Raw genomic sequence first — 13,764 nt, forward strand, 5'->3', positions numbered from 1 at the left:
AGTCAACGCCAGATAGATGCCTTAATTTATGGCGCTCTGCGGTAAGCCAAATGAAATTATCTTATGTGCCTCAACAGGCCCTTCAATATTTGCGTAGTGGAACTCCTTAACGAGTCCTCTCGATTCCGCTATCAGACGCTTTTTCTCTTCATCAAATGGGATTGTGAGAAGGGCGTCTTGTTCGATGCACTCTTTGGAATTGTACCGCCACAGGCTTGCGATAGCGACCACCACGGCCCGTTCTTCAATATTGTCCAAAATATATTTGGAACTTTTACTGTTTGATTCCTCATAATCAAGAACGGCCAATGTGTAGGTGCAAAGCATCGACAAATAGGGACGAATTACCTCCATATAGTTTTCGTCGCCTGCCAAGCCCTCGTCAGCATCGGCGTAGAGGCCGTCGCTGATAGATAATTGCACTAGGTTATCCGCAACCGATAGATATACCGACTTCATTGTATGGTCCTTTTGCCACGCCTTATTTGTGGCAGATTACGCAACCTGCGTCCGCTTCATCCACACCATAAACATCGTCTATCGTGTCGTCCGTCGCGCCTGCTAACGGATTTCGAGGACGCCGCTTTCGCAAGCGTTCGAGGCGCTTTTCGTAGTCCTTTTCTATCGCATCGACCCTCTTGGGTTCGATTAGCTCTGTGAGGCTTTCGCCTTGGCTCCAGGTGAATGGAGATCCGCCCTCAAGCGCTGTCTTTTCATAAGCCACAGCTTTTTGAAACTCGCCAGGATGGTGTTTTGCGAGCCTTACCCATTCGATCTTTTGCTGGAAGAAGCAAAAAGTGCATCCTGATCGAGACCGCCAGCTATAATATTCCGGTTCCCCTACGTCAGCATTCTCTAACAGCTCGATCACGCCGGCACGGTCGATTCCGGCATCGCGAAGTGGCAGATGCACAAGCATGTTCTCATGTGTTGACTGGTAGCCTTCTCGGGAAGGTTCGTCGGCGCGGATCGCTACATAGGAATGGATCGTCGTCCCGGCTTCTAGGGCCGGCCTAATCCATTGCTCCAATGGGCGCAGCTTTAGTTGCCGTGTGCACCACCTTGTACGCGGCGAAGGCAGAAAATTTCCATACTCATCAAGCCAGAAATCAAAGTCACGGTCCGGGTTGAGTCGCTTGATCGGTTTGCCCAAAAAGCCTTCGAGCCGATCAAGGAAGGAATATACCTCGGGTAGTTCCTTCCCGGTGTCCGTGAAAAAATACTCGATGGGCAAATCAGGCCGGTGCTGACGCATGTAGACCGCTAAGGCGGCGCTATCTCGCCCGCCAGAAATGCCCAAGATATGGCGTTCTTGCGTCATGCTGCCTCCATATCCTGATCGGCTGCCAAAGTGGCGACGGCCCGCGCCAGCGCGGCCATTCGAACCCTATCAAGGCCATCTTTTTTGCGCAGCGCCTTCAGAACAACCTCTGCTAGGAGCGCGGCATCCGCCTTCTCCGCTTCCGTCAGAACGAAAGATTGTAGCAGGGGCGGTATGCGAGGATCTACCCCTACAACCAAAGCGAGCGCTTCGGTGTTTGAACGCCGATCCCGAACTACGGCGAGGGCTTCCAACTCACGGAACTGACGCCCAAAGCGTGCCATTTGCAGCAACGCCTGCTCTCGATCGCGGTCAGACCACCCATGGGCAGGCTTGTGGACGAGCACGCTTGCCACCCCTTCAACGTCGCCCTCCCCGCGTTCAAACGCTGCTGCCCGCATGGCAAACCCTTCAAATGCGTAGTCATTTGTGAGATCTTTGATCGACCCGGCTCGTTCTTGCGCTCCGAGAAAGGTGATAGGATCGACAGCGAGAGCTTTTGCTAAGGTGGTCCGTAGATGTGCCAGTAGCGTTGGATAGGCCTGAGCCGCCTCTTCCAGCGCATCGATCACCAGTTGAGACGTGAGGCGCTCTCCTAGAGCTTGGGGCAGAGCTTCAAACAACAGTGCTTCCGGATCACGGGCTTTCAGCACCACGCTACGGACCTTTTTCGCGTCAGCAGATAACGTATCAGTGCGCTGAGCGTAAACGGTCAAGCCCTTGAACTTCTGAAAGAGTGCCTGTGCCACCGGGAGGGACGAGCTACCCCCTTCAAGGCCGAAGTGACGAGCAAGATCACTCAGGAAAGCCGCCTCTTTCGTGGACCGATCGACCCGCTTGATGCGGATATCAGCAGGCTTTTGAAGCAGCTTGTCTACGAAAACGTCATCGAATTCGGTCTGAAATACGCCATCCAGATAAACGGCGAGGTGATCTCGATTAGCCAGCAAAATTGCTAAAGCCAGAACGGGCATGATCCCAGCTTTCATTCCGAAAGGTGGGCGCGCCCACACCGCATAGGCTTCAGCCAGAGAAGTTTCCGAAGCATCTGCTAGGATGGACCATGCCGCCTTGAGCGTCGGTCCGTCCCCATCTGCCTGCGGCTCACGGAAGCCGAAGTGCCCCTTCGTGTCAGCGCCATGGATGCCGAAGGGCTTCAGCACAGTCAGGTACAAGCCCATCTCTGCTGGGAAGCCCTCAAAGCCAAGGTTTGGCTCATGAGCGTTCCGAACCATTGCATAACCGAGTTCTCGCAACGCCGCCATCGCACTGGAGGACGGGCGGTCGCGTTGAAGAAGCTCACTTTGGAGCACGGGAGCTTGGGAGTATGCCGTATCGGCCAGAGCGGTAGCGACGATGGAAACTGGTTCGCGCAGCGATTTTGGGGTAGCGGAAGCAAGCCACCACCGAGCCCGGTTTAATGCCGCTTCCAACTCGCGATGCAGAACATCAACGCTGCCCGCCCGTCGAGCCGCGATTTCACGCCGTGCAATCCTGTCCCCTTCGAGCTGTGGATGGTCCCTGAACACCCGCTCAACAGCGAACAGATCCGATGCGCTTGATCGAAGTGTGTGGCTGTTTGCTGCCCCGGCGATTGCCGCGACAACACCAGCTTTGTGAAGCTGCTTCGCGATCGTTTTACAGCGACTGTCAACATCGGAAGCTTCGAGAGAACCGTCATTGAGGGCAAGAACGAGTATTCCGCTCCCTCTGCTCCGTCGAGCTGCCAAACGTGCCGCCAGATCGGCAGCCGCATGTTCGCGGCCGATAAGATAGACGACGACCTCAAATGTCCTTAGGGCACCAGTTTTGAAGTAGTGCCGCTTTGCCGTTGCGAAGCCTAGGCCGACCCGCTCAGGGATCAATGCAAGCTCCTCTGAATCAAGTGGGGCAGTTGTGCGAGCGATAGCATCTTCAAGGTCGAAGTCGCTGCCCGCAAACAGGGCATAGCCACCAAGCCTGGGTTGCCTAATCAGGACGGCCCATTCAACCAGGTCGCTTATTGCCTTTGCGCGTTCAGAGGCACTTATATTTGGCACGGCCGCTGAAAAAACATCGTCAGCAAGAGCGAGTCCCGATCCGTTGCGGAAAAACTCAATAACTGCTGCCGCTTTTGTGAGACGAACGTGAAGATAACTTCCTTTCGCTGCAGCGCGTTCTATTGCTTCAAACGCTAGGCTAAAGCGGTTGCCGTCACTTCCATTCGATAGAGCCATCCCGAAATTAGACGCCAAATAGTCCCATAGGCTATCCGGGTCATAGGTTTCATTGAGGCCGCTCGTCGTTTCTAGAAAGTTTTGAAATCCGTGAGGCTCAGCGGAGCTAAGAAAACCAAAGACGCTTCGCTCATTCTGCGCGAAGCGTTGTCGAGAAACCGGCCCGAGAAGCAGCGATGTCACTGGATTTAGAGGCCAGGTCGCTGCAAGAGCAGCCGACAATATCGCGACGTCAGTAGGCTTTCGGTGCGCGATCGCCGTTGCCACGAGAATTGCCTGCTCATCAGCAGATTCCGGCCGATGGGCGCTGGTGATCGCATTGCCCAGAAGAGTGACAGTTTCATCAGCGCCGGCCAGAAAGGGAATATCTTGGTATCTGCCTTGCACCTTCGCCCATTCTTGGCGGGCGTCCCGGCTTGCGCGCGCGACATATTGGTCAAAGGCTTGGTGCAGAATTCCAATGACGACGAGCCTGCCTTGAGAACGCGCACTCTGCTCAGCCAGGTCTTGCAGAAGGTGAATGTCTCCACCGGCAGACGCCTCATGTTCGAGCAGCTTTCCGAGCTCGTCGAGGATTATGAAAATGCCGCTACGCTTAGCGCTTGCAGTCGCCATTAGGGTTTCAATCAAAGCGGCATCGCTCGATACAGCCCGGCTATAGACAGCTTTGCTCCACCGAAGCGCAGATGAAGCCGCATCCGCGATGGTCTGCCGCAAGCCCATGCGGCTGCCGGTAACTGCGACGATAGCCCAAGGCCCATTGGCTTCGGGGAATGCCTTGGCAAATTCTGCAGTTAGATCAGGGCCAGCGATGTCCCTAGCGATCGCCCTATTTTCGGGATGCCCTGCAACAAGATTGGCGACAAGCAGCGCCGCGCTCGATTTCCCCCCGCCATAAGGCCCGGTCCATGTGAAAGCCCCCTGATGACTATCAATCTGGCTTGCCGTCAGAGTTTCGAGGGCCTTTGTGACACTGGCCTGCATGACATAGCCCACCAGCGGCGGCGTGCCCTGCAAGTCTGCATCTAGGCGCGCTGATCTGGCGAACCTGCGATTGATTTCTACCGTTTGGGAAAGGAGCTTCATGCGGCAATCCGCTCATAAGACATGTACCCATAGGCACGGGCGATAAGGTTCATAGGTTCGACATCATCAATCCGCTGGACTTGGCGAAGGCCGGCGGTGTCCGTCCAACGCCACGCGCCTCCCGTCACTTCATCGATCCCCATAAGCCGCGTGATGACACTATCTTCGTCGAGTTTGAAAACGCGGCCTGGTGATCCTGGCGCATAGCACACCTGCTCAACGGTGATCGCCGTTGAGCCGCCTCTTGCTTCCCAGAAATGTGCTAGCGCATAAGCAAATATGCCATCGGGTAGCGTCGGCTTCGGGCCACGCACGAACTCGTGCCAGCCTCCAACCCGAGCCTCGCGGATAAGACCCAACTCAGCCAGTAGCGGTTCAGCCGCATCATCTCCAGCGACGCCACCGCGGCGCACATAACTGCGCAGGAAAACCTCAACGTCCCGCTTGAGCGTGTTGGCGGTAGCCCTCCAGCCTCTGGCTTTAACAAGGGTCAGCAGCTCATCGATCAGATTGCCGGTATCAAATTCGATTGCAGACAGGACATTGAATGCAAAATAGGCGGTAGTGGTCCATTCTGGATTACTCGCCACGCTCCAATGAGCAAGCCAGACCGTGGCGGGCCTTTCAAGGTAAGGGTCAAACCCATCATCGGCCAAGATGGCGTCGCCAAGCTTTGTGGGACGGATAATGCGCTCTTCTTCTTCTAAGAATGCAGTGGCCAGCCCCCAATAGCGCATGGACACGGCCATGTTGCGGCCAACGCCAAAGCGTGCAATAGCTGATTGTTCCTGGAATGTTCCAGACGGTGCCCCTTGTCGCACGGCGTCATAGGCCTTCTTAAGCCACAGAAGGCGAAGGGGAAATGTCTCGTGGCCGGCGAATTGGCCACGGACGTCTGAATCGGACAGCGCATGCTTCATCACATCGGACTACAGCCTACTGGCGAGTTCGTCCAGTGGGATGGGCTAATGAGCTAAGGCGTTAATGAAATGGGGAACGGACTTAGTTATTTCACCCATATTATTATATCGTCCGAAAAATAGCCTTATAACTGAATCCGCATCGTGGGGCGTATTACCCATGGCTAGCAAGACATGAGAGGGCATAATCTGCCCAGACGTGCATGCGGAACCTGTTGACACGCTTGCGTATGGTGCGAGTCTAGAAACTATTTCATCTGCCGATCGGTCAGATATGAAAATACTTATCGATCCGGGTAGGGTTTTTGCATGACCGGTACTTAGACGAAAATCAATTCCTTGGGAGGCAAGTTCCGATTTGAATGCGATGGCCATTGCGTGGCCGTGCGCCATATCATCCTCAAGGCGCTGCGCAGCCAACGTGGCGGCTGCGCCAAAGCCCGCGATTAGGTATACTGGTTCGGTGCCTGGCCGCATCGCTCGCTCCTGGCCGCCGCCGAATAGGACGGGGCTTGGCTTTGGTGCGCCATTCGCAACGTAGAGTGCCCCTACCCCCATCGGACCGTACATCTTATGCGACGATAATGACATGTAATCGATGTCGAGCGCTTCGACGTCTACTGGAATCTTTCCAACCGCCTGAGCGGCATCGCAATGGACCAAGGCACCCTTCAGCTTGGCCATCGCAGCAATTCGCGCCACAGGTTGAACCGCGCCTGTTTCATTATTCGCCAGCATTACCGAGACTAGTAGGGTATCAGCATCAATCGCCCTTTCGGCGGCGTCAAGGTCGATAACCCCTTCGGTTGTGACCGGCGCACGCACGACGTCGAAGCCTAGGTTGCCTAAGCTATCGGCCGCCTCCAGCACCGCCTTATGCTCGATTGAGGACACGACGATTTTGCGGCGCGGATTGCCAGTTTGCAGCGCCCATAGGGCTACCCCTCGAATGGCAAGGTTGTCAGATTCCGTCGCGCCTGAGGTGAAAACAAGTTCACGCGCATTTGCCCCGATCAGGGATGCCACGTCCTCCCTTGCCTTCTCAAGAGTTGCGCTGGCTCTAGCGCCAGATAGATGCGGTGAACCGGCGTTACCAGGGCGCGAAGAGGCAAGCACCATCGCGTCTCTTGCCTCCGGGGCGAGAGGGGTCGTTGCGAAACCGTCAAAATAGGCCGGCTCGTCCATTTCCTACCCTACTCGCCCTCGTCCGGTTCAAAATCAGCTCCTTCGGGAGCCTCCCAAGTTTCGCTTTCATCTTCGACCACGGGGGCTTCAGCGGCATCTTCCACCACAGGTGCCTCTTCCAGTGCGCGTTTGCTAGGAACGTCGGCAGCCAACCATCCCACGTTGCGAAGGAACTTCTTGAACGCCTCATAGGCAGCATTCGTGATTTCAGTGCGATCAGATGATGTCAGGTTCTCTTCGCGCTTAAGATTGCGCGTCAAGAAGTCCTTCTGGTATTCTTGTTCAAGCGACGCAAAGATTTGACGTCGGCCCTTTTCACGCTCGGTGGTCAGCGAGCTTTCAAGATCAGTTCCTGCTGCACGCCAAATTTCGAGAATGAGATACTTATATTTTGGCCATTGTGCGGGCTGCATTTCGCCACGGTAGACGACACGGCGGAATGTTGAATTGGAAGGCGTGATCTTCCATTCACGGATTTCCCCTTCCAGTGTGTCTTGGAACACTTCGACTAGGCGCTTGAACTCGCGCGAGCTACTAGGAGAGAAAAACCCGTTGATGTCTGTAATAAACCCGTCGAACGCGGTTTGCGTATCTAAGCCATCGAGGCTCTGCTTCGATCGCTCCAGATTGGCGCGTTCAAGTTCGTTGAAGAATCCAGCTATCATCGCCGTCTGAAAAGCGACTGTGGTGAGAATATTATCATAGAGCTTGTTTACGAAATCAACAACGCGAGGGTGAAGAACCCCCTCCTCGGTTTTAAGCGCTCGCTTGTCCGATACGTTGGATAAAAAGCGTTCGGCTCGCTCAAACTTGAGCTTGCTTATTGATTCATCAACTAGCTTTTGTGTGCCGATCAACCGATCGAGGATTTCACGCAGCTTTGGCGCGTCAGCGCCAAATTCTTGAGACTCGATCTTTGCCGCTAGGTTTGCTGTGTGGGCCGCAAACGTGCGGCCAATCCCCTGCCCCTCGAAAAGGATAGGACGGACGCGGGTATTAGCCTGAGATCGCAATTGCTCGCTAAGCCAATACACCGCACCAGAATGTGCCGCATATGGCGCAAATCGCTGGAAAGCCGACACGATGTAGTTTCCGAACCGCTCACGGAACTCTTTCGTGAGGATGTCGCCCGCTGCCGACGTGTAGAACTGGCGCGAAGTAGCATCTGCAAGGTCTGCGCCAAGGAGGTTTCGTCCATTGAGGCGACGAAAGGCCGCTGGCTCAAGGTCGGTACGCAGATAGTAATTGCCCGCGCGGGGCTTAGCGCCGTTCACGTCCTCAAGCTTGTTCAGGACGATGTGCTCTATGAGGTAGTAGATGTGGTTGACGCCAGAAATCGCGATTGGACTCTCGATCTTTACGCGATCGTGAGCTTGGTCGAGTTCGATATTGCTGATTTCTAACGTCGAACCGGAATGAAGGTCGCCCTTTTTGATCGTGGAGAGGGTGTCCCGGAGGAAAAGCGCTATCAGATCGTTATCATCGAGCAGCCGATTGCGAGAGGCTGAAACCTGCCTTGCAGTTTTGTTCAGGGTCAAGAAGATCGATCGGGCAGCCATCTTGACGTTGTATTCACCGTCAAAACTCTCATCGAGTTGCGGGAATGTACAAAACATCACAGGAAGACTTATATTTTTCAGCTCGAACTTTCTAATGTAATTAGTAGTCCATTCCTCATAGTAATCTTTGTATGGCGCCTTCATCGCGTCATTCCAATCTTGCTTGAGATTTCTATAGACCGCTAGCAGGGCCATAGCCCTGTGCTGACCATCCACGATTACAAGGCGAGATTTATTTGTGTTCAAGCGCAAGCGAACCAGATCGTGCTCGTACAGCTTGCCGTTCTGAAGCGGTTGCACGAACTCAAACACCTCTTGCCCCTTCGCGCCAGAACGGATGATCTGAGCTTCATGCCCTTCCGGCATCATCTCCACCTCGGTGATGACAGTCGGGTAGAGATCGGCGGGCTTGTTCTCGTATGCTTTGACTGGAAGAACCACGACAATGATCGGGGGAAAGAGCTTTACGAGATCGCGCGATTTGTGGTCGAGCAAGTACGGCACCAGCTCGGACGAGACGCGCGCATCATCAATGTCGCGTTGCATAATTTCATCGAATTCGAGATCCACGGTCGGGAAAATTTCACGAACGGGGGCGAGGTGTTTCAGGACCTCTTCATTGGAGCCATTCTCGAAGTCGAGTCCAACGTGAGTGAGGAAGTATTTCACCTCCACGGACTTTTGCGTGTCGCTGCCAGCGCCTACGCTGAAGCTACCAACTGACCCTTCAAGCGTAAGATTAAGAGCGGATGTGACGCTTAGACCCAGGGCCATTTCAATTTCTTCCTAAGATTGGGTAGTATATCCGGTTAAGAATATTCTCTATGTCAACTGCTGTCTTGTCGTCGGCCGCAGTGGTGCATGTGAATACAATCAATCGGTCCGGCGGAATTTTCCGCTTTGCGATTTGCCAAGCAAAGCCCGCATCGGTGTTTCGGGCCGGCTCAGCCTCCTGTCGATGCAGTCGTCGGTACCTTTCGATAAGCGACTTGTGGGTAGCCAAGCGGGTCCGCAGTTCGGTCGCCATGCCCATATAGAGCGGACTGGCAAACATGGGCGCAGACATGTCTAGGACGTTTCTGATCGTCCTCAAGCGGTCGGGATCATCAACGATGCGCTGCACTAGCCCGCCTGAAACACGAAAGTTGTGTTCCAGCGTTCCACTATATGTTGGCTTCAGCGGCCCTTCTATCACTGCGTGATATGGATCTTCCCGAAAATGTCGGAAGACCCGATTGTCCAGTGTTTCCCTAACGAGGGCTTCGGCGGCCGAGCGGTCGGCTTCTCGACATTCCTTGAGGCGACTTATCGTTTGCTCAAGGTCATAATCCGTAATCTCGGGGCTGTAATACCAAGCGTACACGCCAGGGAGTGCAGGCGCATTCACGATGTCGGCCCACAAATGCTTCTTGATAGAATCTGTCATTGCGCGAGGTATGCCAATGCCATTTGGGCGAACGAACGCCATTGTATTCCAAGCATCAGCAATCGCAGTCCCCCCAGGCGTTTCCTTCCCTCGCTTTGGCAATGATGACAGCCGCAGGAGTGATCGATGCGCAGCATAGCGAGGTCGAGCTGAGTGTCCAAGGTAAGTCGGGCGTAGCGGTTCAGATTTATGGATGCAGCTCAATGGCTAAAGCCTGCGGCCGCATTGGCAGGTATAGCGCGATAAACGGTGCCGCGTGATATGCCGAGCTGGCGCGCAATTTGGGTTGGCTTCATGCCCTCCGATGCAAGTTTCCGGATTGTCTCGTGGTCGATACGAGGCTTGCCACCTTTGTAGGCCCCGCGAGCCTTCGCTGCCTCGATGCCCTCCGCTTGGCGTTCACGACGCAGGTTCGTTTCGAATTCAGCGAAGACGCCCAACATATCTAGGAACGCTTTTCCCGCCGCCGTCGATGTGTCGATAGGTTGTTCGGTTGCCTTGAGGGCAACGCCCTTGCCTTTCAGTTCGTGAACGATGTCCTGCAAATCTTTCATCGACCTGGCGAGCCGGTCGATCCGCGTCACCACCAGCGTGTCGCCCTCGCGTAGGAAGTCGAGCAATGTCTGCAATTCATATCGGGAGTGTCGATCGCTGGCGGACTTTTTCTCGGATCGGACCGTTTGGCAGCCCGCTGCACGCAGGGCCGCTTCTTGCACTGCAAGGTCTTGTCCTGTTGTTGATACGCGCGCGTAACCGAAGGATGACATTCTAGCCTCGTTTGTTCAATCAGGCTCTAGGCCCTTTGCGCCCTGTGTTCAATATCCCTGATAATGACCCTGATTGAACGCTATTTTTGTGCCAAGATTATCGATCCTTTGAGGTATACCCAGATTGCACATAGGTGCTGTTGTCAACTTAATCGCTACAAATTACGAGATATTAAGTTTACACTCGCGGTTCATGCCGATTTGGACGGCACAAACCAGGTGGCACATGAAACTCGGATATGCCCGTGTTAGCAACGGCGAGCAAAATTTGACCCTTCAGATCGACGCGCTTCTTGCCGCAGGCGCAGGGCGGATCTTTGAGGACAAGGGCGTAAGCGGTTCCACCGTGTTCAAGCCAGCCTACGGCGACATGTTGCGTCACGCGCGAGCTGGTGACGAAATCATGGTTTGGCGGCTCGACCGTCTTAGCCGCTCTCTCCCTGGCCTCATTATCGAGCTTGAAATGCTGGGGAGCCTTGGCGTCGGGTTCCGATCGCTCACGGAACAGATCGAAACGGTGACACCGGCAGGCCGGTTGTTCTTCCCTATGGTTGGAGCTTTCGCGCAATTTGAGCGCGATGTAATCCGCGAGCGCACCAACGCAGGGATTCAAGCGGCGCGGCGCGCTCGTAAGAAGCTGGGGCGGCCTGTGTCGATCAATGAGGATCAATGGAAACAGGCCAAGACGCTGCTGGCTGAACCTCACAATATGAGCGTCGTGGCAGTTGCGGGACTGTTGAATGTCACTCGCCAGGCCATCTATAAGCGGCTCAGCTCTGAGAAGCGGGCCGAACCAGTCATGGCTTGATCCATGGAATACCCCCTGCCCTTCCCTTCGATTAGCGCACTCCCCTTAAGCGTCGCCTTTCCTTGGGCAGCTACCTAGGCCGGTGATGATTGTGCGAGCGAGCATATCCCCTCGTGCTCGTCACTGCTGATTGACGCACCTGGGCGGCTCCCCTGCCTCATCCGGGATCGGACCTTCGGCCCCAAGCAGAAAACCACCGCTACGCGCCTACGGTTTCCGTAAGCGGACCCTCCGTTTTTCAGCTTGCCCGTGTCAGGGGGCCTCCCCTCGAAAGTGCGTCAGCAACGACAGCACGAAGGAACGGACATGCAGAACATCGCTGAATTTCGCATCATCGGTCGCATCGGTAGCACGGAGATCAAGGAAAAGGTGGCAACGCTCGACGTTGCAGCAAACTACGGCCGCAAGGTCGGCAACGATTGGGAGGGCGATACCCACTGGAACCGAGTCACCTGTTTCGGCAAGAACATCGAGCGCGCAGCCAAGATGGCCAAGGGCGACTTGGTGCATATCACTGGTCGCATCCGCCAATCCCGCTACGATCGCGAGGGCCAGACCGTTTACGGCGTTGACCTGATTGTTGATCGCTTGGCCGTGATCGCGAAGAATGGCCTTCCCGCCGATGACGATCGCGACGGCGGCGAGGATTGAAGCGTGCGGGCGGCGCACAACGCCGCCCATTACATTACATGCAAAACAAATTACATGCACATGAATGCAATGGCATGTGCAGGCATGTAAATGGCATTGCAAGGCTGTCATTGCCATTAAATGGCTTTCCAAGGCTTTCAAGTGTCAGTATGATATGCGCATGCCTTTGCTGTCTCATGCAGGTTCGGGGCATCCTATGAATGTAAAGGAAAGCAAATGGCAGTCATCGCCTTGGCATCCCCGAAAGGAGGTTGCGGCAAATCCACAACGGCAATCGCGTTGGCCGGTGCATATGCCGAGCAGGGCTATACCGTCAGGATCATAGATGCCGATCCCCGCCAGCGTGTCATGCGCTGGGGCGAGGCGGGGCAAACTGGTCCACAGATCGCGGTCGTAAGCGCAAAGGCAGAAACGATTGTTGCAACGATCCGTGCCGCCGAGAGCGAGGCGCAAATTGTCATCATCGACGTGGAGGGAAGCGCGAACATGGTTGTTCCGTTTGCCATCGCCCACGCCAATTTCGTCATCATCCCGGCTAACCCATCAGCGGCGGACGTGGAGGACGCTATCGCAACCGTGCGCGTCGTTCTGGACACCCCAAGCAAGCACGGACGCAGTGTTCCTTACGGGCTGCTATGGACGCGCGTTTCAACAGGGTTCCAGTCTCGCGAGTTTGCGGCGCTTGCTGGGCAACTCGCAGAGGCAGGGGTGCCGGTGATCGGCCAGTTTGTCGAACGCACCGCCTACAAGTCACTGTTTTCATACTGCACCACATTGGATCAGCTCCCGCGCGACGAAGTGCCGGGCACCGACAAGGCGCGGGCCGAGGGGGCCGCGCTTGCGAACGCAGTGGCCGACGCGATTTTGGCCGATCAGGAGAAAGCCGCATGACCGAGCCGCAAAAGCCTCAGAGGCGCAACCTGGGCCTGCCTCTGGCATCGGTGCGTAGTACGGCAACGGAGACGCCTGCGGCCGACGACAGCGCCAGGGAGACCGCGCTGCGTCACGGGTTCGACAATGTGCCGATCGCGGCGAGCGAGGTAGATCGCCTGAGAGCCAATCAGAACAGCGAACCACCGCGCCGGAAACGTGGGGCAGGGCGGTCGATGCCCTTCTCGGTGAAGCTCTCGCCCGCCACGATGGAATACATATACGAGGTGGCAAACTCGCGCGATATTCCCTTGGCACAGGTGATCGAGGAGCTTGTGGAGGCTCATCGAGAGGTCGCAAAGTGATGCGCCGTCGATGACGATCAACGAGAACGGGGAGGGCAGGGCCAACCCCTAAAATGGCGGGCGAGGCCGTTGGCTGGAACCAGCGACCCCGCCCTAATCACAACCGCAAAATTGGAGCTTTGCGAATCATGACTGACACCACCCTACCGAATCCGCATCCTGCGAGCGATGCAGCTTGGACCGTTGTGCTTGCAGATTATCGAGCCGCAGTTACGAGCTTTCATGCCGAGGTGAGCCGCGCTGCCGCTGCCGGTGACGACATTGACCAGGCCACCGCCGATGCTCACGCATTTGCAGCCGTCGCGCTTATCGGGACGCCGGCAACGCATGTCGTGCAGATCGGCCAGAAGATCAGAGCAGCCGACAATCTGGTAAATCTCGGGCAGCTCTATCCCAACCTCGCAGAGATCCTTCTGAGGGACGTGCTTGGCTTGATCGGGATCACGAGCGGGGATGATCGACTATTGCCGTATCCGCTTCACTGAGACGAGGGCGGCCAGCGCGATGTGCTGGCCGCTACGCGGCTCCGGTGAACCTATAGCAAGGCGACTGTGACGCAGAGCCGTTGCAGAAACCAACCAGAAGGATCA

13 protein-coding genes are annotated in these 13,764 nt (G+C 55.6%); 5 read left to right on the forward strand and 8 right to left on the reverse strand.

Annotation, left to right across the window (positions count from 1 at the left end; genetic code table 11):
- Nucleotides 1-21: 21 nt before the first annotated feature.
- The 8 genes from HHL08_RS20605 to HHL08_RS20640 all read right to left on the reverse strand — a co-directional run bounded on the left by HHL08_RS20605 (nucleotide 22) and on the right by HHL08_RS20640 (nucleotide 10,480).
- A complete protein-coding gene (locus HHL08_RS20605; protein WP_169574858.1) occupies nucleotides 22-459 on the reverse strand; it encodes a hypothetical protein in 438 nt (145 codons plus the stop codon).
- 22 nt (nucleotides 460-481) lie between these two features.
- The gene (locus HHL08_RS20610; RefSeq protein WP_169574859.1) at nucleotides 482-1,321 is read right to left on the reverse strand and encodes a phosphoadenosine phosphosulfate reductase family protein; all 840 of its coding nucleotides are present in this window, start codon (nucleotides 1,319-1,321) and stop codon (nucleotides 482-484) included.
- Complete coding sequence (locus tag HHL08_RS20615) at nucleotides 1,318-4,623, reverse strand: ATP-binding protein (RefSeq protein ID WP_169574860.1); 3,306 nt, start codon at nucleotides 4,621-4,623, stop codon at nucleotides 1,318-1,320. The genes HHL08_RS20610 and HHL08_RS20615 overlap by 4 nt, the downstream gene beginning before the upstream one ends.
- Nucleotides 4,620-5,543 (reverse strand): DUF4007 family protein, encoded by a 924-nt coding sequence (locus tag HHL08_RS20620; RefSeq protein ID WP_169574861.1) that lies wholly within the window; start codon nucleotides 5,541-5,543, stop codon nucleotides 4,620-4,622. The genes HHL08_RS20615 and HHL08_RS20620 overlap by 4 nt, the downstream gene beginning before the upstream one ends.
- A 45-nt stretch (nucleotides 5,544-5,588) precedes the next feature.
- Nucleotides 5,589-6,728 (reverse strand): cysteine desulfurase family protein, encoded by a 1,140-nt coding sequence (locus HHL08_RS20625; RefSeq protein ID WP_206378013.1) that lies wholly within the window; start codon nucleotides 6,726-6,728, stop codon nucleotides 5,589-5,591.
- Between the two features lie 8 nt (nucleotides 6,729-6,736).
- Nucleotides 6,737-9,061 carry a ParB N-terminal domain-containing protein gene (locus HHL08_RS20630; RefSeq protein ID WP_169574862.1) on the reverse strand — a complete coding sequence of 775 codons (2,325 nt, stop codon included), beginning with the start codon at nucleotides 9,059-9,061 and terminating at the stop codon, nucleotides 6,737-6,739.
- Between the two features lies 1 nt (nucleotide 9,062).
- Nucleotides 9,063-9,713, reverse strand: a complete 651-nt coding sequence (locus HHL08_RS20635) for a hypothetical protein (protein ID WP_169574863.1) — start codon at nucleotides 9,711-9,713, stop codon at nucleotides 9,063-9,065.
- 200 nt (nucleotides 9,714-9,913) lie between these two features.
- Nucleotides 9,914-10,480, reverse strand: coding sequence for a recombinase family protein (locus tag HHL08_RS20640; RefSeq protein WP_169574864.1), 567 nt, complete (start codon nucleotides 10,478-10,480; stop codon nucleotides 9,914-9,916).
- Between the two features lie 226 nt (nucleotides 10,481-10,706).
- On the opposite strand from HHL08_RS20640, the gene HHL08_RS20645 reads away from it, so the two are divergent.
- The 5 genes from HHL08_RS20645 (at nucleotide 10,707) to HHL08_RS20665 (ending at nucleotide 13,659) form a co-directional block, all read left to right on the forward strand.
- Entirely contained in the window at nucleotides 10,707-11,288 is a 582-nt protein-coding gene (locus HHL08_RS20645; protein WP_169574865.1) for a recombinase family protein, read from the forward strand.
- A 306-nt stretch (nucleotides 11,289-11,594) separates the two neighbouring features.
- Complete coding sequence (locus HHL08_RS20650; protein WP_169574866.1) at nucleotides 11,595-11,939, forward strand: single-stranded DNA-binding protein; 345 nt, start codon at nucleotides 11,595-11,597, stop codon at nucleotides 11,937-11,939.
- 216 nt (nucleotides 11,940-12,155) lie between these two features.
- Entirely contained in the window at nucleotides 12,156-12,830 is a 675-nt protein-coding gene (locus HHL08_RS20655) for a ParA family protein (protein WP_010408950.1), read from the forward strand.
- Nucleotides 12,827-13,174 carry a hypothetical protein gene (locus HHL08_RS20660; RefSeq protein WP_010408947.1) on the forward strand — a complete coding sequence of 116 codons (348 nt, stop codon included), beginning with the start codon at nucleotides 12,827-12,829 and terminating at the stop codon, nucleotides 13,172-13,174. The genes HHL08_RS20655 and HHL08_RS20660 overlap by 4 nt, the downstream gene beginning before the upstream one ends.
- A 128-nt stretch (nucleotides 13,175-13,302) precedes the next feature.
- Nucleotides 13,303-13,659: a hypothetical protein gene (locus tag HHL08_RS20665; protein ID WP_148648492.1), complete on the forward strand. Its 357-nt coding sequence runs from the start codon at nucleotides 13,303-13,305 to the stop codon at nucleotides 13,657-13,659.
- Nucleotides 13,660-13,764 lie beyond the last annotated feature (105 nt).

The organism is Sphingobium psychrophilum (assembly GCF_012927105.1).
Classification (GTDB): domain Bacteria; phylum Pseudomonadota; class Alphaproteobacteria; order Sphingomonadales; family Sphingomonadaceae; genus Sphingobium; species Sphingobium psychrophilum.